This is a genomic window from Lysobacter sp. Soil_C_15 (genome assembly GCF_057657315.1).
Genome location: NZ_JBDGIR010000008.1, coordinates 13,618 through 38,992 on the forward strand (window position 1 = coordinate 13,618; position 25,375 = coordinate 38,992).

The 25,375-nt window shown below is 70.5% G+C and carries 20 protein-coding genes and 2 riboswitches; of the genes, 3 read left to right on the forward strand and 17 right to left on the reverse strand.

What is annotated here, in order from left to right; all coding sequences use genetic code 11:
- Positions 1-59: 59 nt before the first annotated feature.
- Positions 60-207, reverse strand: a riboswitch (cobalamin riboswitch).
- A gap of 140 nt (positions 208-347) precedes the next feature.
- The 6 genes from cbiB to btuB all read right to left on the reverse strand — a co-directional run bounded on the left by cbiB (position 348) and on the right by btuB (position 6,534).
- Positions 348-1,265 carry an adenosylcobinamide-phosphate synthase CbiB gene (gene cbiB / locus AC3A57_RS17580; protein ID WP_487580299.1) on the reverse strand — a complete coding sequence of 306 codons (918 nt, stop codon included), beginning with the start codon at positions 1,263-1,265 and terminating at the stop codon, positions 348-350.
- 36 nt (positions 1,266-1,301) lie between these two features.
- A complete protein-coding gene (locus tag AC3A57_RS17585; RefSeq protein WP_487580300.1) occupies positions 1,302-2,570 on the reverse strand; it encodes a cobyrinic acid a,c-diamide synthase CobB in 1,269 nt (422 codons plus the stop codon).
- Positions 2,571-2,683: 113 nt separating this feature from the next.
- Complete coding sequence (gene cobO, locus AC3A57_RS17590) at positions 2,684-3,334, reverse strand: cob(I)yrinic acid a,c-diamide adenosyltransferase (RefSeq protein WP_487580110.1); 651 nt, start codon at positions 3,332-3,334, stop codon at positions 2,684-2,686.
- Positions 3,331-3,942: a hypothetical protein gene (locus AC3A57_RS17595; RefSeq protein WP_487580111.1), complete on the reverse strand. Its 612-nt coding sequence runs from the start codon at positions 3,940-3,942 to the stop codon at positions 3,331-3,333. The genes cobO and AC3A57_RS17595 overlap by 4 nt, the downstream gene beginning before the upstream one ends.
- Positions 3,943-3,994: 52 nt before the next feature.
- A complete protein-coding gene (locus tag AC3A57_RS17600) occupies positions 3,995-4,639 on the reverse strand; it encodes a hypothetical protein (RefSeq protein WP_487580112.1) in 645 nt (214 codons plus the stop codon).
- A 47-nt stretch (positions 4,640-4,686) separates the two neighbouring features.
- The gene (gene btuB, locus AC3A57_RS17605) at positions 4,687-6,534 is read right to left on the reverse strand and encodes a TonB-dependent vitamin B12 receptor (RefSeq protein WP_487580301.1); all 1,848 of its coding nucleotides are present in this window, start codon (positions 6,532-6,534) and stop codon (positions 4,687-4,689) included.
- 140 nt (positions 6,535-6,674) lie between these two features.
- A riboswitch (cobalamin riboswitch) is annotated at positions 6,675-6,912 on the reverse strand.
- Between the two features lie 232 nt (positions 6,913-7,144).
- Between btuB and AC3A57_RS17610 the strand changes: the two genes are divergently transcribed.
- Complete coding sequence (locus tag AC3A57_RS17610; RefSeq protein WP_487580113.1) at positions 7,145-9,520, forward strand: TonB-dependent receptor plug domain-containing protein; 2,376 nt, start codon at positions 7,145-7,147, stop codon at positions 9,518-9,520.
- Between the two features lie 261 nt (positions 9,521-9,781).
- Entirely contained in the window at positions 9,782-11,803 is a 2,022-nt protein-coding gene (locus tag AC3A57_RS17615; protein WP_487580114.1) for an amidohydrolase family protein, read from the forward strand.
- Positions 11,804-12,032: 229 nt separating this feature from the next.
- On the opposite strand, the gene clpB is transcribed toward AC3A57_RS17615, so the two are convergent.
- From clpB to rluD, 7 genes are all read right to left on the reverse strand, one after another.
- Positions 12,033-14,618, reverse strand: a complete 2,586-nt coding sequence (clpB, locus tag AC3A57_RS17620; RefSeq protein WP_487580115.1) for an ATP-dependent chaperone ClpB — start codon at positions 14,616-14,618, stop codon at positions 12,033-12,035.
- Positions 14,619-15,146: 528 nt separating this feature from the next.
- A complete protein-coding gene (gloA, locus tag AC3A57_RS17625) occupies positions 15,147-15,677 on the reverse strand; it encodes a lactoylglutathione lyase (protein ID WP_487580116.1) in 531 nt (176 codons plus the stop codon).
- Positions 15,678-15,731: 54 nt separating this feature from the next.
- Complete coding sequence (locus tag AC3A57_RS17630; protein ID WP_487580117.1) at positions 15,732-17,327, reverse strand: SulP family inorganic anion transporter; 1,596 nt, start codon at positions 17,325-17,327, stop codon at positions 15,732-15,734.
- Positions 17,328-17,617: 290 nt separating this feature from the next.
- Positions 17,618-18,316 carry a DUF4166 domain-containing protein gene (locus tag AC3A57_RS17635; RefSeq protein ID WP_487580118.1) on the reverse strand — a complete coding sequence of 233 codons (699 nt, stop codon included), beginning with the start codon at positions 18,314-18,316 and terminating at the stop codon, positions 17,618-17,620.
- The gene (locus tag AC3A57_RS17640; protein WP_487580119.1) at positions 18,316-19,137 is read right to left on the reverse strand and encodes a PA3715 family protein; all 822 of its coding nucleotides are present in this window, start codon (positions 19,135-19,137) and stop codon (positions 18,316-18,318) included. The genes AC3A57_RS17635 and AC3A57_RS17640 overlap by 1 nt, the downstream gene beginning before the upstream one ends.
- Positions 19,138-19,139: 2 nt before the next feature.
- Positions 19,140-19,913 (reverse strand): peptidoglycan editing factor PgeF, encoded by a 774-nt coding sequence (gene pgeF, locus AC3A57_RS17645; RefSeq protein ID WP_487580120.1) that lies wholly within the window; start codon positions 19,911-19,913, stop codon positions 19,140-19,142.
- Entirely contained in the window at positions 19,910-20,884 is a 975-nt protein-coding gene (gene rluD / locus AC3A57_RS17650; RefSeq protein WP_487580121.1) for a 23S rRNA pseudouridine(1911/1915/1917) synthase RluD, read from the reverse strand. Before rluD ends, pgeF begins: the two co-directional genes overlap by 4 nt.
- A gap of 105 nt (positions 20,885-20,989) precedes the next feature.
- On the opposite strand from rluD, the gene AC3A57_RS17655 reads away from it, so the two are divergent.
- Positions 20,990-21,892 carry an outer membrane protein assembly factor BamD gene (locus tag AC3A57_RS17655; protein WP_487580122.1) on the forward strand — a complete coding sequence of 301 codons (903 nt, stop codon included), beginning with the start codon at positions 20,990-20,992 and terminating at the stop codon, positions 21,890-21,892.
- Positions 21,893-22,135: 243 nt separating this feature from the next.
- Here the strand turns inward: AC3A57_RS17655 and AC3A57_RS17660 are convergent, their stop codons facing one another.
- The 4 genes from AC3A57_RS17660 to sucD form a co-directional block, all read right to left on the reverse strand.
- The gene (locus AC3A57_RS17660; RefSeq protein WP_487580123.1) at positions 22,136-23,773 is read right to left on the reverse strand and encodes an NAD+ synthase; all 1,638 of its coding nucleotides are present in this window, start codon (positions 23,771-23,773) and stop codon (positions 22,136-22,138) included.
- A 21-nt stretch (positions 23,774-23,794) separates the two neighbouring features.
- Positions 23,795-24,091, reverse strand: coding sequence for a type II toxin-antitoxin system RelE/ParE family toxin (locus tag AC3A57_RS17665; RefSeq protein WP_487580124.1), 297 nt, complete (start codon positions 24,089-24,091; stop codon positions 23,795-23,797).
- Positions 24,088-24,378: a CopG family ribbon-helix-helix protein gene (locus AC3A57_RS17670; protein WP_487580125.1), complete on the reverse strand. Its 291-nt coding sequence runs from the start codon at positions 24,376-24,378 to the stop codon at positions 24,088-24,090. The genes AC3A57_RS17665 and AC3A57_RS17670 overlap by 4 nt, the downstream gene beginning before the upstream one ends.
- 117 nt (positions 24,379-24,495) lie before the next feature.
- Positions 24,496-25,371 (reverse strand): succinate--CoA ligase subunit alpha, encoded by an 876-nt coding sequence (sucD, locus tag AC3A57_RS17675; RefSeq protein ID WP_487580126.1) that lies wholly within the window; start codon positions 25,369-25,371, stop codon positions 24,496-24,498.
- Between the last annotated feature and the right edge of the window lie 4 nt (positions 25,372-25,375).

Here is a 25,375-nt window from a genome sequence, read left to right on the forward strand (position 1 = left end):
TCGACTCCAGTCCCGCGCCCGCACCCCGGAGCGCATGTTCGACTGATCGCCGCAGGGTCGGTCTTCTGGCTCGCCTTCGACCTCCTCCGCCGGCCTTCCCGGTCGCGACGACCAGTGGCATGTGGGCGGATTCGTCAGGCTTACAGCAGCGGGGGCTGCGCCGGAATGGCCGGGCCGCATCGCGGCGCCGGCGTCACCGGACTTCCCTTCGGCCTTGCGGCCGATGCCGCGCGATGGCTTGCGCGGCGAACCCTGTGGACGGCGCGAGCTTAGGCGAGCGCTCAAGGCGCCGCAACTGCACAGCGCAGTATGGCGCGAAGCTCGCGCCGCGCGGCCGACGCGGCGCGTCACAGCGCGCGCCAGGCCCATGCGCCGAACGCGATCGCCGCCAGCCACAGCAACACGCCGCGCCCGACCAGGCGCTGCGCGCGTTCGACCGAGCCCGCATCCGGCGGCTCGCCTTCGCCCAGCGATGGCCGCGCTTCCCACACGCCGTGATACGGCGCGGCGCCGCCCAGGCGCACACGCAGGGCGCCGGCACCTGCGGCCATCACCGGGCCGGCGTTGGGGCTGTCCCAGTGCGGCGCCTGCGTGCGCCAGCAGCGCCACGCCGCGGCGGTGTCGCCGAGCGCGGCATAGGTGATCGCGGTCAACCGCGCCGGCAGCCAATTCAGCGCGTCGTCGATGCGCGCCGCGGCCCAGCCGAAGCGTTCGTAGCGCGGGGTGCGATAGCCCCACATCGCATCCAGGGTATTGGCCAGGCGATAGCCGACCGCGCCGGCCGGGCCGAGCAAGACGAACCAGAACAGCGCGCCGAACACCGCGTCGTTGCCGTTTTCCAGCACCGACTCGGTCGCCGCCGCGGCCACGCGCTCGGCATCCAGCGCGGCGGTGTCGCGGCTGACGATGCGCGACACCGCGGTCCGCGCCGCCTCCAGGTCGCCGTCGCGCAGGGCGCAGGCCACCGGTATCGCGTGTTCGTCGAGGCTGCGCAAGCCGATGCACAGATACAGCGCGACCGCGCCGAACAGCACCTGGGCCCAGGCCGACCACGCGGCCAGCGCCAGTTGCACGTAAGCCGTCGCCGCGACGATGGGAACCACCGCCAGCGCCCAGGCCAGCACGCCGCGCAGGCGCCCGTCGGCGTGCGCCTGGGTTTCGATCGCCCGCGCCAGCCGGCCGAAACCGACCAGCGGATGCGCGCGTCGCGGTTCGCCGAGCGCGGCGTCGAGCATCACCCCGGCGAACAGGGTCAGCACCAGCAACGCGGCGCTCATGACGGCAGGCTCATGGCAGGGCATTCATGGCAAGAACAGACGCACCGCCGCGTCGGGATTGGAAGGGAAATAGAAGTGCACGAAGCTGGCGTTGAGCCGGCGGTCGCGGTACAGCGCCTCGCGGCTGGGGCCGCCGTTGGGGTTGTGCGAATGCGCGATCGGCGCGGCGGCGATTTCGGCGCGCGCGTAATGGAAGGTGTGGCCGCGCAGTTCGCCCTCGGGCAGCGCGACCGACTGCAGCCCCAGTGCGGCCAGCTTCGGCTGCAACGCCGCGTGGCCCGGCAGCAGGCCGGCCATCTCGCCCTGGGCGCCGTCGCGGTCGCTGAGCCGGTCCAGCGCGTACAGCAGGCCGCCGCATTCGGCCAGGATCGGCGTGCCGGCGTCGCGGCGCGCGCGCAGCTCCGCGCCCAGGTCGGTGCGCGCCGACAAAGCCGGCAAATGCAGCTCCGGGTACCCGCCCGGCAGCCACACCGCGTCGCAGGACGGCAGCGCATCGCCCGCCAGCGGCGAAAAGAACGCCAGTTCGGCGCCGGCTTCGCGCAGCAGGTCGAGGTTGGCCGGATACAGGAAGCAGAACGCGGCATCGCGGGCGATCGCGATGGTCTTGCCGCGCAGCGCCGGCGGCACCGGCGGCGGCGCGCTCGCGGCGAACTCGACCGGCGGCGGCAGCTCGGCGTCGGCGTGTCGGCCCCAGGCATCGGCGAGCGCGTCCAGGCGCGCATCCAGATCGCCGAGTTCGCCCGCGGCCACCAGGCCCAGGTGCCGTTCCGGCAAGGCCATCGCCGGATCGCGCGGCAAGGCGCCGAGCCAGCGCAGCGACTCCGGCAGGCTCTCGCGCAACAGCCGCGCGTGATACTCGCTGCCGATCCGGTTGGCGGCGACGCCGTACACGCGCACGTCGTCGCGGTAACGCGCCAGGCCGGCGGCGAGCGCACCGAAGGTCTGCGCCATCGACGAGCCGTCGATCGCCGCCAGCACCGGCACGCCGAGCGCGACCGCCAGGTCGGCGCTGGACGGCTTGCCGTCGAACAAGCCCATCACCCCTTCGATCAGGATCAGATCGGCCTCGCCGGCCGCCCGATGCAGGCGCGCGCGCACCTCGGCCTCGCCGCACATCCACAGATCGAGTTGGTAGACCGGCTGCCCGCTGGCGCGCTCGAGCACCATCGGATCGAGGAAATCCGGGCCGGTCTTGAACACCCGCACGCGCCGCCCCTGCCGCGCGTGCCAACGCGCGATCGCCGCGGTGACGCTGGTCTTGCCCTGGCCGGAGGCGGGGGCGGAAACCAGCAGCGCCGGGCAGGAGGCGGGATTCGGGACTCGGGACTCGGGACTCGCAGAAGCGGGACAGCCGACGGTCTCGGGCTTGGCGAGTCCCGAGTCCCGAGTCCCGAGTCCCGTCGAGCTCACAGCTCAATCCCCTTCTGCGCCTTGATCCCCGCCTTGAACGCATGCTTGACCATGCGCATCTCGGTGACCGTGTCGGCGGCCTCGACCAGCGCGTCGGGCGCGCCGCGGCCGGTGATCACCACATGCTGGCGTTCGGGCCGGGCCGCGGTCGCGGCGAGCACGTCGTCGAGGGCGATGTAGCGATGCGCCAGGGCGATATTGAGTTCGTCGAGCAGGACGAAGTCGTAATCCGGGTCGGCCAACATCCGCGCCGCCACCGCCCAGGCCGCCTGCGCGGCGGCGATGTCGCGCTGCTTGTCCTGGGTCTCCCAGGTGAAGCCCTCGCCCATCACGTGATAGTCCAGTTCCTCGAACTTGCGGAAGAACGCTTCTTCGCCGGTCGAGAAACTGCCTTTGATGAACTGCACCACGCCGCAGCGCAGGCCGTGGCCGAGCGAGCGCGCCAGCATGCCGAAGCCGGACGAGCTCTTGCCCTTGCCGTTGCCGGTGTTGACCACCAGCACGCCGCGCTCGACCGTGGCGCGGGCGATCTTGCGGTCGATCAGTTCCTTCTTGCGCTGCATGCGCTCGCGATGGCGCTCCTCGGTGGTCGCGGCATAGCCGGCGCGCGATTGCGCGGCCTGGTCGGCAGGCCCGTGCGCGCTCATGCCGCCGCTCCGACCCGCTGACGCTGGCCGGCCAGCCGGACCAGCGCGTACACGGCGAAACCGGCGCCGACATAGCCGGCCAGGGTGCCGAGGCTGCGCGGGTAGTACTGCGGCACGCGCTCGAGGAAACCGGCCAGGCTGGCGTCGGGATAGCGGCCCGACAGGAAGTAGAAGCCGCCCTTGGAAATAAGGTACGCCGCCACCGAGGTCGCCAGCAGCACCAGCGCCAGGCGCGGCACCGCGCTCCAGGCGTCGCGATGCGCTCGCGCATAGATCCGGCCGCCGAACCACAGCGCGCCGTAGGCGAAGGCCAGCGCCCAGTACGCCGGCGACAGGCACCAGTCGGTAATCCGCCCCTGCGCCAGGCTGCCCAGGTCCAGCGCCGAGGACAGCAGGAACAGCGCCGGAAAGCTCCAACCCGGGCGCAGCAAGGCGCCGGCGAGGAAGAACACCGCCCAGGACGCGCTGGGCAGCGCGTCGACGCTGGCGAAATGCTGGCCGCGGGTGCAGATCATCAGCACCGCCAGGGCCAGGCCGACGCCGATCTGGGCGGCGCGCGAACGCAACGGCAAGGGGGCGGAAGCGGTGTGTTCGTGGGTCGTGGACATGCTCGGACTCCGGTGACGGAACGGATGGATGGCGGCGCGGCTCGCGGCGGACTCAGCCGCGACGCTGGGCGATGGCGAGCTGGCCCAGGTGATGGGCTATCACCGCGTAGAAACCCAGGGCGACGGCGATGTAGCCCAGCGTGGTGCGCACGAACAGCGGACCCCAGCGCCACAGCCGGCTGGTGTACTCGGCGAAGTTGGGATCGGCGTAGCGCCCGCCGAACCAGTAGAACGCGCCGTTGGAGATCAGGAACGAGACCGCGGCGGCGAGCGCGGCGACCGCGAACACCGTCGCCAGCGCGCGCCATTGCGGCGCCAGCCGCGGCGCGATCCAGCGCCCGCCGTACCACAGCGCGGCATAGGCGAGCAGCAGGAAGGCATAGGACGGGGTCACGCAGTAGTGCTGGAAGAAGCCCAGCCCGCGCGAGGTGATGGCGAGGTAATCGACCGCCACCGCCATGCCCAGGTAAGCCACGAAGCCCGCGTGCCGGCGCAGCCAAAGACCGCCGAGGAAGAACACCGCCATCGACGCGTCCGGCAGGTGCAGCAGGCTGCCCAGATGGTGGAAGCGGGTGCCGAGCATCAACACCAGCAAGGCGCCGGCCACCGCGGCGCGGACCGGCGCGGACCAGGCGGCCGCAGCCGCAGGCGCTACGGCGTGGGCATGGGCGGCGATCGGGCGGGACGATGGGTTCATCGGCGGATCTCGGTGGGGCCGGCGAGCGCCGGCGGTGGCGCTGGTTCTCAGCGGGAGGGCCGGTAGCGCAGGCTCAGCAGGTAGTTGCGTCCGGGCTGGTTGTAGAACGCGGCGGTCTCGTAGCGGCGGTCGAACACGTTGTTGGCGCTCAGCTGCACGCTCCAGGCCGGATGGAAGGCGTAGCCCAGGCGCAGATCGGCCAGCGCGTAACCGCCCAGCCGGCGGCTGTTGGCGAGGTCGTCGTAGCGCTCGCCGGCGGCGTAGACGCTGGCGCCGAAGGAGAACGCGGACACGCGCCGGTCCAGGTCGATGCGTGCGCTGTGCCGCGCGCGGCGCGGCAGCCGATTGTCGCGATTGGGGCCCGGGCTGAGGTTGCGCGGGTCCAGCCAGGTCGCGCTGGCGCGCAGGTCCCACTGCGCCAGCTGCGTGTCCAACGCCGCTTCCAGGCCGCGGATGCGCGCGCTGTCGACGTTGCCGGGCAGGCCGATCGAGGCGTCGTAGGCGATCAGATCGTCGATCTTGTTCTGGAAGGCGTTGAGCGACCAGACGTGCTGGCGGCGCTCGCCCCAGGCGGCGCGCAAGCCGAGTTCGACGCTGCGCGAGGTTTCCGGGCCCAGCTCGCGGTTGCCGTAGTTCGGGTAGTACAGCTCGTTGAAGGTCGGCGCTTTGAACGCGGTGCCGTAGCTCGCGGTCAGCCGCCAGGCGTCGTTGAAGTCCCAGCCCCACAGCACGCTGCCGGTGGTCTTGCCGCCGAACTGGCTGTCCTCGTCGCGGCGCAGGCTGGCCTGCACGGCGTGGGCGCCGAAGTCCTGCTGCCACTGGCCGAAGGCGCCGCGCAGGATCCGGCTGTCGCGGGCGTAGGCGACGTTGCTGTCGATCCGGTCGCGCTGCCAGTCGAAGCCCAGGCTCAACAGGCCCGGCCCGAGGCCGAGGTCGGCCTGCAGCGAGCCCAGCTCGCGCCGGGTTTCGAAGGTGCTGGAGTACTTGCCGTTGCGATAGGCCTCGCTGAGATCTTCGCTGCGCCCGGCGCTGGCGCTGAAGCCGACGCGCTCGCTGGGTCGATAGCGCAGCTTGGCGCCGAGCACCTGTTGCACGCTGTCGGCCTGGTTGTTCTGGCTGCCGTCGTATTCGTTGTAGGCCTCGGCGCGGAACGCGCGCGCCTCGGCCTCCCAACGTTCGTCGAAACGGTAGCCGCCCTGCACGGTCAGCGACTGGTTGCGATAGCCGTCGCGATCGGGCGAGTGGGTGAAACAGCCGGCGCCGCGCGGCGCCGGCTTGCCGCGGCAGGCGTTGATGCCGTCGGTGTCTTCGTGCGCGGCGTTGACCGAATACCAGCCGCGCTCGCCCTTGCCGGCCACGCCGGCGCTGGCTCGGTGGGTCTGGTAGCTGCCGATCGCGGCGCTGAAGCTGGGCGCGAACGCGCCCTGCGGGCGGCGGGTGAACACCTGGATCACCCCGCCCAGGGCTTCGGAGCCGTACAGACTGGAGAACGGCCCGCGCACGATCTCGACCCGCTCGATCTGCTCGACCGGAATGTCCTGCAGCGCGGTGCCGCCGCTGGTCGCCGAACCGAGCTTGATGCCATCGACCAAGACCAGCACGTGGTCGGATTCGGTGCCGCGCAGGAACAGCGACGTCTGCTTGCCGGCGCCGCCGTTGTTGGCCAGCGACACGCCGGGCGCGCCGCGCAACAGGTCCGGCAGCGAGGTCGGCTGGCGCCGCTCGATCTCGGCGCGGTCGATCACCGTCACCGCGGCGAGGGTGGCGTCCTGGGTCTGGGCGGTGCGGGTGGCGGTGACCACGACCTGGTCGAGATCGACCGCAGCGGGCGCGGCGAGGGCCAGCGCGGGAGCGGCGAGCACGCCGCCGGCGAAACACAGGGAAGCAAGACGCAGGCGTGGGGCGCAGCAAGGCAAAGTCACAGGCGGTCTCCAGGGCCGCGCTCTCCCGCGCGGCCGTGATCGGTCGTGACAGAAGGCGGAAACGGCCAGGAGACGGCGCACGCGCGCCTTCGCCCCGAGACCGGCCCACCGCCTGTCGGTTCGCGCTCCGGGCCGGTCTCCGGGCTCGCGAGCCGATCCGGTCCTGTGCGGAACCGGCATCGCGTACCGCGCCTTCCCGTGTCGGAACACAGTGGCTGCGTGCGGTACGTCTACTCGCCTACCGTTGCGGGGGCAGCTCCGGCTTGGCCGCCTGCGAGGCAGACGACGACCGGATTCCCGTTTCAATCGCCGGCGAATGTGCCGGCGATCACCTTGAGCGCGGGCATCTTAACAGTCGGGCCCGGTGGCGACGCCAGCGTATGGGGGCGCTGGGCCCGAATGAGCGACGCCGTATCGGGCAACGGCGACCGGGCGGAACGCCGAATCGGCACCAATATGTGTTTCGTGGCCCGATACCACTTTTGGACTATTGCCGATAGTCGGACTTTGGCGGCTTTATTGACCGATTGTTATGCGCGTGTTAAATGCAATGACATCGCTGTCAATCCCTCAAGGAGTCGCCATGCACGTCCGCCGTACCCCCGCCGGCCCGCGCCATCCCCTGGCCCTGGCTCTGCTGCTCGCTCTCGCTGTCCCGGCTTATGCGCAGGACGCGCCGCAAAGCGACGCCAAGACGCTCGACCAGGTGATCGTGACCGGCACCCGCGTGTCCGACCGCACCGTCGCCGAATCGACCGCGCCGATCGACATCATCACCCCCGAAACCCTCGAGGCCACCGGCACGGCGGAGCTGGCGACCGCGCTGTCGCGCGCCCTGCCCTCGCTGAACTTCCCGCGTCCGGCGATCACCGACGGTACCGATGCGGTGCGCCCGGCGCAGCTGCGCGGCCTGGCCCCGGACCAGGTGCTGGTGCTGGTCAACGGCAAGCGCCGCCACACCACCGCGCTGATCAACCTCAACGGCAGCCAGGGCCGCGGCTCCTCGCCGGTGGACCTCAACGCGATCCCGATCGCCTCGATCGAGCGGGTCGAGGTGCTGCGCGACGGCGCCTCGGCCCAGTACGGTTCCGACGCCATCGCCGGCGTGGTCAACGTGGTGCTCAAGGGCTCGGGCCAGAACGGCTCGATCGCCGCGCGCTACGGCCAGTACAGCGCCGGCGACGGCGAGCAGTACCAGCTCTCCGGCGACGCCGGCTTCAATCTCGGCGAGAACGGCTGGCTGCGCCTGGCCGCGCAGGGCGGCCACCAGGACCAGACCAACCGCGCCCGCCCCTTCCAGGGCCGGGTCGAGCAGCGCTACGGCGATCCGGAAATCGACCACGGCGCGTTCTCCTACAACGCCGAGTACTCGCCGGTCGAATACCTGAGCTTCTATTCGTTCGGCAGCTACAGCGAACGCGACGTGCTGTCCAACGGCTACTTCCGCTTCGCCGGCGACCCGCGCAACATCCCCTCGATCTACCCCGACGGCTTCCTGCCGCAGATCCACAACGTCAGCAAGGACCGCGCCGCGGTGCTGGGCGTGCGCGGCGAAACCGCCGGCGGCACCCAGATCGACTTCAGCTACAACTACGGCCACAACGGCCTGACTTTCGACATCGAGAACACCCTCAACCGCAGCCTGGGCCCGAGCTCGCCGACCGAGTTCTACGCCGGCGCGCTGGAAGTCACCCAGCACGTGCTCAACCTCGACTTCACCCGCGCGATCGAGCTGGGCTGGAACTACCCGCTGACCCTGTCCTGGGGCGCGGAATGGCGCGGCGAGGAGTTCAGCCAGCGCGCAGGCGAGCCGCTGTCCTACGCCAACGGCGGCGTCGCCGCGCCGAACGGCCAGATCATCCCCGGCGCCCAGGTGTTCTCCGGCTTCCGCGCCAGCGACGCCGGCGACTTCGACCGCCACAGCTACTCGTTCTATCTCGACGCGGAAACCGACGTCACCGACAAGTTCTCGATCGGCGCCGCGGCCCGCTACGAGAGCTACAGCGACTTCGGCGAAACCACCTCGGGCAAGCTGTCGGGCCGCTACGCCTTCACCGACAAGGTCGCGCTGCGCGCCACCGCCTCGACCGGCTTCCGCGCGCCGTCGCTGCAGCAGCAGTACTTCCAGTCGATCGCGACCAACTTCATCAGCGGCATCCCCTACGAGATCGGCACCTTCCGGGTCGACAATCCGGCCGCGGTCGCGCTGGGCTCGGAGCCGCTGAAGGCCGAGGAATCGACCAACTACAGCCTGGGCCTGGTGCTGCAGCCGGCCGACGCCTTGTACATCACCGTCGACGCCTACGACATCAAGGTCAAGGACCGCATCCTGCTGTCGGAGAACCTGACCAGCACCGCGGTACGCAACTACCTGCAGGCCAACGGCTATCCGGGCATCGGCGGCGGCCGCTACTTCACCAATGCGGTCGACACCAAGACCCAGGGCGTGGACGTGATCGCCACCTACGGCTGGGAGCTGGCCTCCGGCAAGCTCAACCTCACCGCCGGCTACAACTACTCCAAGACCGAGATCGACAAGATCGCGCCGAACCCGCCGCGGCTGGCGGCGATCGACCCGGCGGCGGTGCGCATCGGCCGCACCGAGATCGGCCGCATCACCAAGGGCGCGCCGAAGGACAAGTTCTTCCTCGCCGGCGACTGGAAGACCGGCCACTGGAGCTTCAACGCCACCGCGACCCGCTACGGCCAGTTCACCGAACTGCACGCCACCGACCCGCGCCAGGACCAGACCTTCGGCGCCGAGTGGACGCTGGACCTGGCCGCGACTTACCGCCTGGACCGCTGGGAATTCACCCTCGGCGGCGACAACGTGCTCGACGCCTATCCGGACGAGTCCAAGCTGGTGCGCGGCACCCGCAACTACCTGCCGTACAACACCGCCTCGCCGTTCGGCTTCAACGGTGCGTTCGGCTACGTCAAGGTCGGCTACAAGTGGTGAACCTCCGGGCGTGACGATCTGACGCCTTGAAGACAAGCCAAGGCCCGGAGCGATCCGGGCCTTGGCTTTTGCGGGTTAGGGTCCGGCGCGGTCCGGTCCGGCCGCGATCCAGGCGCGCCGCCGGTCCGGCCGGCGCGAATCGAGCGCACAGGCCGGCACCGGCGTTTTCGTGTTTCCGGCACATCCCGGCCGCTGCGGATCGGCTATACAACGCCGGGGCGCACCCGCGCCGCCGCGCCAAACACCCGCCGGAGCCCGCCGATGCGCCCGATCGTTGTGTTGTCGTTGTGCCTGTCCCTCGCCCTTCCCGCCGCCGCGGCGCCCGGCAAACGCGACTACGTCGTGCTGATGCAGGGCCGCGTCGCCGGCGAGCAGAGCGTCGCCACCGCCGCCGACGGCTCGGTGCAGGTCGAGTACCAGTTCGCCGACCGCGGCCGCGGCGACCGCAGCAGCACGCGCTGGCGGCTCAACGACGACGGCACCCTGCGCGAGTACAGCGGCCAGGGCAACGACTACCTCAAGACGCCGTTCGAGGAGAGCTATCGGGTCGATGGCAGCCAGGCCCGTTGGAGCAATCCCAGCGAGCAGGGCCGGCGCGACCTCGCCGCGCCGGCATTCTTCCTGCCGCTGCAGGCCGCCCCCGAAGCCACCGGCGCGCTCGCCCGCGCCCTGCTCAAGGCGCCGCAGCGCCGGCTCGCCCTGCTGCCAGCCGGCGAGGCCAGCAGCCGCGATCTGGGCGAGCACGAGATCGCCGGCGCGCACGGTCCGGTCAAGCTGCGCTTGCAGGGCATCGAAGGCCTGGACTTCACCCCGCGCCTGGTCTGGCTGCGCGAGGACGGCAGCACCGCGGCGGTGATCGCCGCCGCCGGCTGGTTCTCGGTGGTCGATCGCGAATTCGAGGCGGCCACGCCGAAGCTGATCGCGTTGCAGGAGGCCGCCGCCGCGGCCTGGGCCGCCGACCTGGCCCGGCGCCTGACCCACACCCCTGCCGGCCCCTTGCTGATCCGCAATGCGCGCGTGTTCGACCCGCGCGATCTCAGCGTCGCCGCCGGCACCAGCGTACTGATCGAAGGCGAACGCATCGTACGGGTCGCGCCGGACGCGCAGCTGAGCGCGCCGGCCGGCGCCGAAGTCTTCGACGCGCGCGGGCGCTTCCTGATGCCCGGCCTGTGGGACGTGCACAAGCACTACACCGGCGCCCACGACGGCGCGCTCGACATCGCCGCCGGCATCACCAGCGCACGCGACGTCGCCAACGACTTCGACGCCTTCCCGGCCCGGGTCAGACGCTTCGACGCCGGCAGCGAAATCGGCCCGCGGGTGATGATGGCCGGCTTCATCGACGGCCCCGGCCCCTACGCCGGGCCGACCAAGATGCTGGTGGCCACCGCAGAACAGGCGCGCAAGGCGGTGGATTTCTACGCCGACCGCGGCTACATGCAGATCAAGAGCTATTCCTCGCTCAAGCCCGAGCTGGTGCCGGTGATCGCCGACCGCGCGCACCGGCGCGGCCTGCGCTACAGCGGCCACGTGCCGGCGAACATGTCGGCGCGGCAGTTCGTCGAGGCCGGCGCCGACGAGTTGCAGCATTTGCTGTTCGTCGAGCTCAACTTCATGTACCCGCGGGTGCGCGACACCCAGACCATGAAGCGGCTGACCGAGGTCGCCGCGCACGCGCACGAGTACCCGCCCGAGCATCCGCAGGTGCGCGAGTTCATCGACTTCCTCAAGCGCCACCGAACCACGCTCGACCCGACCATGGCCCTGGCCGAAGACCTGTTCGGCGGCGATCCCAGCGACAAGACCCCGCCCGGACTGCGCGGCGTGGCCGAGCGCCTGCCGCCGCAGGCGCGGCGCAATCTCAGCTGGGGCGCGCTGAAACCGCCGCAGGGCGAGGAGCAAGCCTATCGCCAGGCCTTCCCAAGCATGCTCAAGCTGCTCAAGGCCTTGCACGAGGCCGGGGTGACCCTGCTGCCGGGCACCGACGCCCTGGCCGGCTACATGCTGCACGCCGAATTGGAAGTGTACGCGCGCGCCGGCATCCCCAACGCCGAAGTGCTGCGCCTGGCGACCCTGACCCCGGCGCAGGTGTTCGGCGTCGACGCCCAGCGCGGCGCGATCGCGCCGGGCCGCTACGCCGACCTGGTGCTGATCGACGGCGATCCGCTGCGCGACATGCGCGACATCCGCAAGGTCGACGCGGTGTTCAAGGGCGGCAAGCGCTTCGATCCGGAACAGATCGAACGGGCGCTGGGGATCGTGCCGCGCAAGGCGGCGCAGTGACGCGCCTTTTGTAGGAGCGGCGTAAGCCGCGACCCCAATGGCGACGTACGCGAGCGTAGTCGTAGTCGCCGCAGCCCAGGCAATAGGCTTTCTTCGCCTTGTCGCGTGGCCGCAATATGGAAATCCGCGGCTTCGCCGGTCGCGGCTACACAGCTCCTAAAGGATCGGCGGCACAACGAAAAACGGCCCGCATCGCGGGCCATTTTTTCTCGATCGTCGTTGGCTCGATTCAGCCCTTGCGGAACACCAGGTGCCCGCCCTCGGCCTCGACCCGGATGGTGTCGCCGTTGACGAACTCGCCGCCGAGGATGCGCTGCGCCAACGGGTTCTCGATCTGCTGCTGGATCGCGCGCTTGAGCGGCCGCGCGCCGTACACCGGGTCGAAACCGACGTTGCCGATCAGGTTCAGCGCCGCCTCGCTCAGCGCCAGCTTCAGGCCGCGTTCGCCCAGGCGCTTCTCCAGCCCGTGCAACTGGATCTTGGCGATCTCGCGGATCTGCGCCTTCTCCAGCGGGTGGAACACCACGATGTCGTCCAGGCGGTTGATGAACTCCGGGCGGAAATGGCTCTGCACCACTCCCATCACCGCCGCCTTCATCTGCGTGTAGGCCTCCGCCGAGGTGTCGTTGCTCAGCTCCTGGATCATCTGCGAGCCCAGGTTCGAGGTCATCACGATCACCGTGTTGCGGAAGTCCACGGTGCGGCCCTGGCCGTCGGTCAGGCGGCCGTCGTCGAGCACCTGCAGCAGGATGTTGAACACGTCCGGATGCGCCTTCTCGACCTCGTCGAGCAGGATCACGCTGTACGGGCGGCGGCGCACCGCTTCGGTGAGGTAGCCGCCCTCTTCATAGCCGACATAGCCCGGGGGCGCGCCGACCAGGCGGCTGACCGCGTGCTTCTCCATGAACTCGCTCATGTCGATGCGCACCATCGCATCGGACGAGTCGAACAGGAACTCGGCCAGGGCCTTGCACAGCTCGGTCTTGCCGACGCCGGTCGGGCCCAGGAACAGGAACGAGCCGCTGGGACGGTTGGGATCGGACAGGCCGGCGCGCGAACGCCGCACCGCGTCGGACACCACCCGCACCGCCTCGTCCTGGCCGACCACGCGCGCGTGCAGGGCCTGCTCCATCTTGAGCAGCTTCTCGCGCTCGCCTTCGAGCATCTTCGACACCGGAATGCCGGTCCAGCGCGCCACCACCTCGGCGATCTCCTCGGCGGTGACCTTGTCCTGCAGCAGCTTGAAGCCCTGGGTCTCGGCTTCCTGCGCGGCCTTGAGCTGCTTCTCCAGCTCCGGCAGCTTGCCGTACTGGATCTCGCTCATGCGGCCGAAGTCCTGGGTGCGCTGGGCGGCCTCCAGGTCGAGCTTGGCCTGCTCGATCTGCTCCTTGATCTTGGTCGCGCCCTGCAGGGTCGCCTTCTCGGCCTTCCACACCTCTTCCAGGTCGTTGAACTCGCGCTCGAGCGCGCCGATCTCGGCTTCCAGGTCGGCCAGGCGCTGCTTGGACTCGGCGTCCTTCTCCTTCTTCAGCGCCTCGCGCTGGATCTTGAGCTGGATCAGCCGGCGTTCCTTGCGGTCGAGCTCTTCGGGCTTGGAGTCGATCTCCATGCGGATGCGCGAGGCCGCCTCGTCCATCAGGTCGATGGCCTTGTCGGGCAACTGGCGGTCGGCGATGTAGCGGTGCGACAGGGTCGCCGCGGCGACGATCGCCGGGTCGGTGATCTCCACGCCATGGTGCACCGCGTAGCGCTCCTTGAGCCCGCGCAGGATGGCGATGGTGTCCTCGACCGAGGGCTCGCCGACGAACACCTTCTGGAAGCGGCGCTCCAGCGCGGCGTCCTTCTCCACGTACTTGCGGTACTCGTCCAGGGTGGTCGCGCCGATGCAGTGCAGCTCGCCGCGCGCCAGCGCCGGCTTGAGCATGTTGCCGGCATCCATCGCGCCTTCGGCCTTGCCGGCGCCGACCATGGTGTGCAGCTCGTCGATGAACAGGATCACCTGGCCTTCGTTCTTGGCCAGGTCGTTGAGCACCGCCTTCAGCCGCTCCTCGAACTCGCCGCGGAACTTGGCGCCGGCGATCAGCGCGCCCATGTCGAGCGACAGCACGCGCTTTCCGCGCAGGCCTTCGGGCACTTCGTTGTTGATGATGCGCTGGGCCAGGCCCTCGACGATCGCGGTCTTGCCGACGCCGGGCTCGCCGATCAGCACCGGGTTGTTCTTGGTCCGGCGCTGCAGCACCTGGATGGTGCGGCGGATTTCCTCGTCGCGACCGACCACCGGATCGAGCTTGCCGCTCTCGGCGCGCGCGGTCAGGTCGATGCAGTACTTCTCCAGCGCCTGGCGCTGTTCCTCGGCGTTTTCCGATTGCACGCTGTCGCCTCCGCGCAGTTTGTCGATGGCCGGCTCGAGCTTGGCCTTGCTCGCGCCGGCCGCCTTCAACGCGCGGCCGGCGTCGCCGCTGTCGTCGAGCGCGGCGAGCAGGAACAGCTCGCTGGCGATGAAGGCGTCGCCGCGCTGCTGGGCCAGCTTGTCGGTGACGTTGAGCAGGCGCGCCAGGTCGTTGCCGACCGAGACCTGGCCGGCCTGGCCGGACACCTTGGGCAGTTTTTCCAGCGCTTCGCCGAGGCGTTCGCGCAGCAGCGGCACGTTGACGCCGGCCTGGGCCAGCAGGGGCCGGCTGCTGCCGCCGTTCTGCTCGAGCAGGGCGGTCAGCAGATGCGCCGGTTCGATCACGCTGTGGTCGCGCCCGACCGCCAGCGACTGCGCGTCCGATAGGGCCTGCTGGAAGCGCGAGGTCAGCTTGTCCATCCGCATGGAGGGTTCTCCGAAAGGTAGGTGACGGCTGGTACGCGAGTGTCGCGCGGCGGCCGCGAATGAGCTGTTAATGCGGCCGCAGGGACGCCTTTCAAGGCGCGCGCAGCCGGGCCGGCTTCAGGACGAGGGGGCCGCGACCGGCGCCTGGCGAGCGGACCGGTCGATGGTCGGGGCGCGGGGATGAGCGTCGGGGCGCGACGGGGCGGCTGACTTTGGAGCGATGGGCAAAAGCCAATCCCCCTGCCCCCTTTTTCAAGGAGGGAACTGCCGTGTGGCGGTTTACAGGCGGGGAACTGCTGTGCGGCGGTTGAGACGGCGCTCGCGAGGCGGGGGCGACGGTCGTGGAGAGTGGTTGCCCGCTTTGGAGAGGGGGCGGCGACCGCGCAGCGGTCGCGGGGGGCTTGAGCTTTTGCGGTTGACGGCTACGGCAACAGCAACTCCCCCCTAGCCCCTTGTTTCAAAGGGGGGAACGACCGGCGCGAGGAGCGACGCCCATCAGGAACCGGAGCGGGGTGGCGTTGCCGGCGCTCAGATCCGTGAGGTCGGCTGCAGGATTTCGACCCAATAGCCGTCCGGGTCCTTGATGAAGGCGATGTCCTTCATCCGGCCATCGGTCAGGCGCTTCTGGAACGCTACGCCGAGCGCTTCGAAGCGGGCGCAGGCGGCTTCCACGTCGGGCACCGAGACGCAGATGTGGCCGAAGCCGCGCGGCTCGCTGTTGCCGTGGTGATAGGCGAACCCGGCGTCGGTTTCGGTGCCGTGGTTGTGGGTCAGTTCGAGCACGCCGGGCTGGCTCAGCAGCCATTCGCCGCGCGCCGGCTCCTCGGCCGGGATCGCGCCCTTGTCGGCGACCAAGACCAGGAAGTACAGGCTGAACTTGGCCTCGTCGAAGTCGCGCCGGCGCACCAGGGTGAAACCGAGCACGCGGGTGTAGAAGTCCAGCGAGGCGGCCGGGTCCTTGATCCGCAGCATGGTGTGGTTGAACACGAAGCCGCGGGTCGCGGCTTCGGGCGCGGCGGTCACGCCGGGCACGGCGTCGAGTTGGTTCTGCAGGGACATGGCGCGGGCCGGTTGATAGGGGAACCGGCTATTTGCGGACTGCCGGCGCCGGTCTCAAGCCGACGGCGCCGACGACACCGGATCGCGCTGCAAAGACAGCAGACCCAGCAAGATCGCCAGCCCCAGGTAGGCGCCGATGAACTGCCAGGCGATGGTGCGCTGCAGGCCTTCCAGGGCCCAGGGCAGGTACACCCCGCCGCGCGCGTCGACCGAATGGATGACGCCGAACAGGCTCAGCCCGGCGCCGCCGAGCAGGAAGGCCGCAGCGCGGCGCAAGCGGCCGTCGACCATCGCCGCGACCGCCGAAGTCCAGATCATCGAGGTCATGATGAAGCCGTTGCCCAGGGTCACGATCACCGCCAGTTCCGGCAGGCCGTGGCCGTCCAGCGCGCCCATCAGCTGGGCGTGCCGGGCCGGGTCGATCCAGGCCGGGTTGCCGGTCTTGATCGACAGCATGTAGGCCACCGGCGGCAGGAAGCCGAACACCATCGCGGTGGCGTGCCGGGCCGGGGTGGCCTGGAAAGCCTGGGTGGTGATATCCAGCGCGACGTAGACGATGATCGGCGCCAGCACCGCCAGCGGCAGCCACTGCACCAGGCCCGAGATCAGCCCGAGCATGCCGCCGAGGCCGACGAACAGGCCGGTCAGCAAGGTGTAGCCGCTGCGCGCGCCCATGTGCTTGTAGGCCGGCTGGCCGATGTAGGGCGTGGTCTGGGCGACGCCGCCGACGAAGCCGGCGATCAGGGTCGAAAAGGCCTCGGCCAGCAGGATGTCGCGGGTGCGGTAGTCGTCGCCGGCGGCGCGCGCGCTCTCGCTGACGTTGATGCCGCCGACCACCATCAGCAGGCCGAACGGCAGCAGCAAAGGCAGATACGGCACGGTGTAGGGCAAGCCTTCGAGGAAGCCCAGCGTGGGCAGCGGCAATACCGGCTGCAACGGCTGCGGAGCCGGCCACTCGAAGCCCGGCGCTCCCAACCCCAGCGCCCCGAAGCCGTAGAACAGCACGGTGCCGAACACGAACGCGACGAACACCCCCGGCAACTTCACCGGCAGCCGGCCCTTCGCCACCAACACGTACAGCAGCAGCCCCAGGGTCATGAACCCGACCAGCGGCGAGCGCAGGGTCTCGATCAGCGGCAGGAAGCCCATCAGCACCAGCGCGGTGCCGGCGATCGAGCCGAGCAGGCCGGCGCGCGGGATCAGCCGGGTGACCGCATCGCCGGCGAAGGACAGGACGAACTTCAGCGCGCCCATCACGATCAGCGAAGCCATGCCGAGCTTCCAGGTCGCGTCGGCGGCGGCGGCCTCGTCCATGCCGGCCTGCTTGAAGCCGACGAAGGCCGGGCCGAGCACCAGCAGGGCCATGCCGATGCTGGTCGGCGCGTCCAGGCCCAGCGGCATCGCGGTGACGTCCTCGCGCCCGCTGCGCGCGGCCAGGCGCCGCGCCATCCGGGTGTAGATCAGGTTGCCGACCAGCACGCCGAACGCGGTGCCGGGAAACATGCGCGTGTACACGACCTCGGCCGGGAAGCCGAAGATGCCGATCAGGGCGGCGGCGATGAAGCCCAGGATCGACAGGTTGTCGACCACCAGGCCGAAGAAGCCGTTGAGATCGCCGGCGACGAACCACGAGCGCTTAGAACGCCTCATATCGACGTTCACCGTCCGCGTCCCCCGTACCTCTTACCCGACCCCGACCATCCCCATCGCAACGCCCCCCGCCCCAGCTGCGCGGACTCGAAACAGGATGCCAACCAACCAGCAGGAACGTAGCTCATCGACGGTACTCGGGACGCGGGAGGGGCGCTTCCATGCCGGGCGGGTCTGCGGATCCGTGCTCAGCCGCGAGTGTGCCGCGATTCGGCCGGCTTGGGGCGGTTGCGCGCCGGCGAATGGGTTATCGGCTTATGTCGGAATGCGCGGCCGGCGCCGGCCGCGCTTCAGTCGTCGACGTCGAGCCAGCCGCGGTAGCGGACCAGCAGGCCGACCAGCGGCAGACGCGCGGCGACATCGAAGTGGTAGCGGCCGTCGCGCTCGAACTCGCGCGCGCACACGCCGGAGAACCAGCTCGCCGGCAGCGGCAGGCCGAGCGCGCGCACCCGCATCAGCCGCCAGCGCAGGCCCGGATCCTCGACCTCGGCGGCGCCCTCGCCCGCCGCCGGCAGCGGCGTCACCGCCGAAGCCACCGTCACCTGCGCGCCACCCTGCAGCGACAACACCCCCGATGCGGCCGCCTCGGGCAGGTCGCCGGCCAATTCCAGGGCGAAGCCGAAGCGCATCGGCCCCAGCCGCTCCAGCACCAGGCCGTTGCGCTCGACCAGGCGCGAACGCATCGTCGACTTGCCGAACCGGCGGGTCCAGGTTTCGCCGCGCGCGCCGGCGTCGATCTCGACCTCGATCGGCCCGGCATGCGCCTTGGGCAGGCGGGCGATGCGGGCGAACAAGCGCGCGCACAGGCCCTGGCCGCGCTCGACCTGGGCCTGCCCGCGATAGCTGCGGCGCCCGTCGCGGCCATGCAGCTGGCGCAGGGTCGGCGGCAAGAACACGAAGCGCACGCCGAGCGCGCGCGGGTACAGACCGGCGCGCGCGCCCAGCCGCGCCGCGTCGCGCGGCGCCTTGTCGACTGCCTGGTTTCGCATCACAGCCCGCGCAGCGCTTCCGGCACGACGTATCGGCGGCCGTCGAAGGCCAGGCGCAGGCTGCTCTTCTCGGTCTTGCCGGGCACGTCCGCGCAATCCTTGCCCTTGGGCACGTTGCGCCGATGCTCGGTCGTGCTGTTGATGCGCAGTCCGGCGTAGCCGCGGTCGCGCTTGGGGTCGATGGCCACGGTGCGGCGCACGGTTTCGAATTCGCCGGCGCAATTGGTGTCCCACTCGCCGCGCTCTTTTTCGACTTCCAGCTTGCTCAGCACCGGCCGCAGCTGGCCGGCGGCGTCGGCGGCGTACAGGTTCAGCACCGTGCTGCCGTAAGGGTTGGCGCGCGAGGAACCGCTGTAGCCGATGCGCAGGCCGAACGCGGTGGTGCGCTCGTCGAGCTTGTAGCGGGCGGTATCCAGGCTCAGCGAACTGATCCGCACCGCATCGGAGGTCAGCGCGCCGTTCTCGCGGTAGCGCTGCAGGATGCGCGGGCGGACCGAGTCGACCACCAGCACTTCCAGGTCGGCGGTGTCCACGTCCAGGCCGGTGGCGGCTTCGTGCTGCAAGGGCACGGCGAGCAGGGTCTTGTCCGGCGAGGCCGGCCAGACCTTGCAGACGACCTTGCCCAGGTTGACCCAGCGCGTCGACGCGCCGGCGGTGCGCAACAACTCGCCCTCGTCGCCGGTTTCGCCGACCGCGCCGGGATAGGCGGCGCGCAGCAGGTCGTAGGTGCGGTGCTGGCAGTCGGCCGCGGCGGCATCGGCGCTGACCAGCGCGGCGAGGGACAAAGACAGGGACAGGACCGTCCGTTGGGCCAAGAGCATCGTCAATCCATCCAGATCAGGGTCGCCATGCGCCCGGTGATGCGGTCGCGGCGGTGGGAGTAGAAGCGTTCGCGGTCGGCGATGGTGCACAGGCCGCCGCCGTGGACATGATCGGCGCTGAGTCCGGCGCGCGCCAGACGGTCGCGCGCCAGCCGATACAGATCGACCCGCCAGTGGCCGGGCCGGGTCGGCGCGAAGGCCGCCGCGGCGGCCGGGTCGGCGGATACGAAAGCGTCGTAGACCTCGGCGCCGATCTCGTAGTGCTGCGGACCGGCGGCCGGGCCCAGCCAGGCGTGCAGGCGCGAGGGCGCGGCGCGCATCGCCGCGACCGTGGCCTCGAGCACGCCGCCGGCCAGGCCGCGCCAGCCCGCATGCGCGGCGCCGACCTCGCCGCCGTCGTCGGCCGCGAACAGCACCGGCAGGCAGTCGGCGGTGAGGATCGCCAGCACCGTGCCCCGGGTCGAGGTCGCCGCGGCGTCGGCTTCGGGCTCGTCGCCGTGCGCCCCGCCGTCGAAACGCAACACCCCGGCGCCGTGCACCTGGTGCAGCCAGCGCGGCGCGGACGGCAGGCCGGCGCGCTGCGCCAGCAGTTCGCGATTGCGGCTCACCGCCGCGGGGTCGTCGCGGTGCTGGCCGTAGCGGGTGCCGAGGTTGAGCTGGTCGAACGGCGCGGCCGACACGCCCAGGCCGCGGCGCACGGTGGTGAAACCGCGCACCCTGGCCGGCAGCGGCCAGTCCGCCTCGATCCAAGGCGCCGCGCCGGCGCCTGCGCTCATCGCCCGGCCTCGGCCGCCGCGCGCGAATCGGCGCGAAGTTCGGCGACCAGGTGCGACAGATCGGCCGGAACCGGCGCGGTGCAACGCACCGGTTCGCCGCTGAGCGGGTGGACGAATTCCAGGGTTTCGGCGTGCAGGGCCTGGCGCTTGAAGCCGCGCAGGGTTTCGATCAGGCCGTCGCTGGCGCCCTTGGGCAGCTTCAGCGGGCCGCCGTACAGCGGGTCGCCGACGATCGGGTGCTTGAGGTGGGCCATATGCACGCGGATCTGATGGGTGCGCCCGGTTTCCAGCCGGCATTCCAGCAGGGTGTGGGCGCGGAAACGCTCGCGCAGGCGGTAGTGGGTGACCGCGTCGCGCCCGTCCTCGCGCACCGCCATGCGCAGGCGGTCGCGCGGGTGGCGGTCGATCGGGGCGTTGGCGGTGCCGCCGGAGACCAGCGCGCCGACCACCACCGCCAGGTACTGCCGGTGCACTTCGCGCGCCGACAGTTGCTCGACCAGCGAGGTATGCGCCGGCAGGGTCCGGGCCACCACCATGACCCCGGAGGTGTCCTTGTCCAGGCGGTGGACGATGCCGGCGCGCGGCAGCGCGGCCAGGCCGGGGTCGCGGTGCAGCAAGGCGTTGACCAGGGTCCCGGCCGGGTTGCCCGCGCCGGGATGCACGACCAGGCCGGCCGGCTTGTCGAGCACGATCACCTGCTCGTCCTCGTACAGGACGTTCAGGGCGATGTCTTCGGCCATGGCATGGGTCTGGGTGTCGAGCACGACCACCAGCTCGACCGATTCGCCGCCCTGCACCGGGTCGCGCGGCCGGGCTTCGCGGCCGTTCAGGCGGGCGTCGCCGGACTTGATCCAGGCCGCCAGCCGGGAGCGCGAGTAGTCGGGGAACAGTTCGGCCAGCACCGCGTCGAAGCGGCGCCCGGCGGCGCTGTCGGGCACGGTGGCGGTCAGGGTCTCGCGGGTCGGGGTCATCGGCAGGATCTGTGCGGCGAAGGGAGTACGGGTTCGGTTAAGGGGCTCGACCCGCGGACTGCTATTATCGGCTCTTCGTGCCTCCGGCGCCCGTCGATGCCTGCCATGACCGTACGCTCTGCCCCGTCCCGCGGTTTCATTCGCCTGCTGTCCCTGCTGTTGGTCGTGGCCGTCGCCGGCACCGGCTGCAGCCGCGTCGGCAAGATGTTCAAGAAGGACAAGGACGCGGACGAGGGGCAGCCGGTCGAGGCCATCTACCAGAAGGCCCACACCTCGATGACCAACGGCAACTGGGCCTCGGCCGAGGTCAGCTTCAAGCGCCTGGTCGCCCAGTACCCGTACGGCCCCTACACCGAGCAGGCGCTGATCGAGACCGCCTACGCCCAGTACAAGTCGGGCAAGCACGACGACGCGATCAGCAGCATCGACCGCTTCATCCGCACCTACCCGACCCACCGCAACATCGCCTATCTCTATTATCTGCGCGGGCTGGTCAACTCCAGCCGCGACACCGTGTTCCTGCAGCGGGTCTGGCGCCTGGACGTCAGCCGCCGCGACCTGGCCACCCCGACCCAGGCCTACAACGACTTCCTGATCGTGCTCGAGCGCTATCCGAACAGCCGCTACGCCGAGGACTCGCGCAAGCGGATGATGGTGCTGCGCGACACCTTCGCCCGCCACGAACTCGACGCCTCGCTGTACTACCTGCGCCGCACCGCCGACGTCGCCGCCGCCGACCGCGCCAAGTACCTGCTGGAAACCTACCCGCAGAGCCGCTACCAGTACGACGCCGTGGCGGTGCTGCTGACCGCCTACGAGCGCCTGGGCAACCAGACCCTGGCCGCGGACGCGCGCCGGGTGCTGCAGCAGAACGACCCCAACCATCCGGCGCTGAGCGGCGAATGGCCGGACTACCCGAGCAACCTGCGCAAGCTCAACCCGTTCGCGGGCGAGAAGTCGGCGGTGGACAACCGCGACAAGCTGGAAGCCGAGCGCCAGAAGCAGTAAGCGCTCCTGGCGCAACGCCGGACACGAAAACGCCGCCCTAGGGCGGCGTTTTTCGTTGCGGCGCGGCGTCCTGTGGGAGCGGCGCGAACCGCGACAACCGAAGCGGTTGGATACCGCCCCAGCCGAAGCCAGCCCGCGGCAAGACTGCGAGCCCGGGCGGCCCGGGCTTCGGCCGCGGCGCTCGCGTACACCCCTGCGGTTGTCGCGGCTCACGCCGCTCCTACAGGGGCGGGCGGGATCCGCTCAGCCGGCGTAGCCGTTGGTGATCGGGTAGCGCCGCTCGCGGCCGAACGCGCGCCGCGACACCTTCGGCCCCGGCGCGGCCTGGTGCCGCTTCCATTCGCTGATCCGCACAAGGCGCAGCACCTTGTCGACGATCGCCGGCTCGAAGCCGGCGGCGACGATCTCCTCGCGCGACTGCTCCTGGTCGACGTGGCGCAGCAGGATCGCATCGAGCACGTCGTAGGGGGGCAGCGAGTCCTGGTCTTTCTGGTTCTCGCGCAGCTCGGCCGAGGGCGGCCGGTCGATCACCGCCCAGGGGATCACCGGCGCCCCGGCGATCGCGTTGCGCCAGCGCGCCAGCGCGAACACCTCGGTCTTGTACAGGTCCTTGATCGGCGCATAGCCGCCGCACATGTCGCCGTAGATGGTGGCGTAGCCGACCGCGTACTCGCTCTTGTTGCCGGTGGTCAGCAGCAGGCCGCCGAACTTGTTGCTCATCGCCATCATCAGCGCGCCGCGGGTGCGCGATTGCAGGTTCTCCTCGGTCACGTCCACCGGCTTGCCCTCGAAGGCCTCGGCCAGGGTGTCGAGGAACCCCTGGAACGGCTTCTCGATCGGCAGCGCCAGCAGCCGCACGCCCTGGGTCGCGCACTGTTCGGCGGCCAGGTCGTTGGACAGGTCGGCGGTGTAGCGCGACGGCATGCGCACCGCGATCACGTTCTGCGCGCCCAGCGCGTCGACCGCGATCGCCATCACCAGCGAGGAGTCGATCCCGCCCGACAGCCCCAACCAGACCTTGTCGAAGCCGTTCTTGCGGCAGTAGTCGCGGGTGCCGCGCACCACCGCGCGCCAGGCCAGCGCGTCGCGGCCCTCGTCGGCCTCGACCGGCCAGGCCACCGGCACGAAGCGCCGCTCGCCGTCGTCGTAGTCGGCGATCAGCCAGTGGTCCTCGAACGCGGCCGCGGCCGGATGCACATGGCCGTCGCCGTCGGCCAGCACCGAGGCGCCGTCGAACACCAGCGCGTCTTGGCCGCCGACCACGTTCAGATAGGCCAGGGCGACCCCGGTCTCCTGCGCGCGCTGCTCCAGCAGGGCATCGCGCTGGGCGTGCTTGTCGCGCTCGAACGGCGAAGCGTTCGGCACCAGCACCAGGCGCGCGCCGGCCGCGGCGGTCGCCGCCAGCGGCTCGGCGAACCACAGGTCCTCGCAGATCACCACCCCGACCGGCACGCCGGCGACCTCGAACACGCAGGCCTCGCCGTCCGGGTCGACGTCGAAGTAGCGGCGCTCGTCGAACACCGCGTAGTTGGGCAGTTCGCGCTTGCGGTAGGTGGCCGCGACCCGGCCGTCGCGCAGCACGCTGGCGGCGTTGTAGACGATCGCTCCGGCCGCCTGCGGCCAGCCGACCACCGCGACGATGCCGCGCGCGGCGCTGGCGATGCGCTGCAGCGCCGCCTCGCATTCGGCCAGGAAGCTCGGCCGCAGCAGCAGGTCTTCGGGCGGATAGCCGCTGATCGCCAGTTCGGGGAACAGCACCACCTCGGCGCCGTGCTCGTCGCGGGCCTGGGCGATCATCGCCGCGATCCGTTCGGCGTTCTTGGCCACCGCGCCGACCGGGAAGTCGAACTGGGCCAGGGCGATGCGCAGGGTCTTGGGCATGCGGCGATTCTCGAAAGAGCTTCAGTCGTGCGTGTAGCCGGCCTCGCGCTGGGCGCGGACGGCGAGGATGAGGATAGTGTCGAACTCGGCCAGGTAACGGTACAGGGCGACGTACCCGCGCGCGTCGCGGCCGACGATCAGTTCGCGCAAGTCGCCATCGAGCGTGCGCCCGATCAGGGGGTTGTCGGCCAACACGTCGATGGCGCGAGCGATACCGTCGATCCGTTGTTCGCGCTGCGTCGCCTCGTGCCGGTCCAGATGTTCGAGTATCCGGGCGAAGTCCTCCGCCACGGCGGGCGACAGGACGATCCGGGTCACGATCCCTGCCCGAACGTTTTCTTCGCCGGTAGCGCCGGGTCTTCGCCCCGCGCGCGCCGGGACAGGTAATCGCGCATCTCTTCCCAGGCGAAGCTCTGGCCGTCGGCGACGAACGCCTGCCAACGGCTCTGCGCTTCGCCGATGAAATCGTGCCGGCGCTCGGCTTCGCCGACCTTTTCCTCGAGCGCGCCGAGGATGAAGCCGTGCGGCGTGGTGCCGCTGTGTTCGGCGGCGCGGGCGATGCGCGCCTTGAGCTCGTCGGACAGACGGATCGTGGTGGTCGACATGGCGCCCTCGCCGGATCGGACTGCCTGCACTGTAGCACACAAGTGCTACAAACGAAGAGCCGCCCGGAGGCGGCTCTTCGAGGCGTCGGCCCGCCGCAGCGGGCCGGTGCAGCCGTCTTACTTGGCCAGGCGCGCAGCGATCGCCGCGCCCAGGTCGCCCGGCGACTTGACCGTGGTGACGCCGGCCTTTTCCATCGCCGCGAACTTGCCTTCGGCCGTGCCCGAACCGCCCGAGGCGATCGCGCCGGCATGGCCCATGCGCTTGCCCTTCGGCGCCGAAGCGCCGGCGATGAAGCCGACCACCGGCTTGGTCACGTACTGGGCGATGAACTCGGCCGCTTCTTCCTCGGCCGAACCGCCGATCTCGCCGACCATGATGATGCCTTCGGTCTGCGGGTCGTCCTGGAACCACTTCAGCGCGTCGATGAAGTTGGTGCCGTTGATCGGGTCGCCGCCGATGCCGATGCAGGTCGACTGGCCCAGGCCCACGTCGGTGGTCTGCTTGACCGCTTCATAGGTCAGCGTGCCCGAACGCGAGACGATGCCGATCTTGCCCGGCTGGTGGATGTGGCCCGGCATGATGCCGATCTTGCACTCGCCCGGGGTGATCACGCCGGGGCAGTTCGGGCCGACCAGGACCACGTCCTCGAAGCCGTTGAGCACGTTCTTCACCCGCAGCATGTCCAGCACCGGAATGCCTTCGGTGATGCAGACGATGACCTTGATGCCGGCGTCGGCGGCTTCCAGGATCGCGTCGGCCGCGAACGGCGGCGGCACGTAGATGACCGAAGCGTCGGCGCCGGTCTCGGCGACCGCGTCGGCGACGGTGTTGAAGACCGGCAGGCCCAGGTGCTCGGTGCCGCCCTTGCCCGGGGTCACGCCGCCGACGACCTTGGTGCCGTAGTCCAGCATCTGCTGGGCGTGGAAGGTGCCTTGCGAGCCGGTAAAGCCCTGCACGATGACCTTGGTATTTTTGTTGATCAAAACGGACATGTCA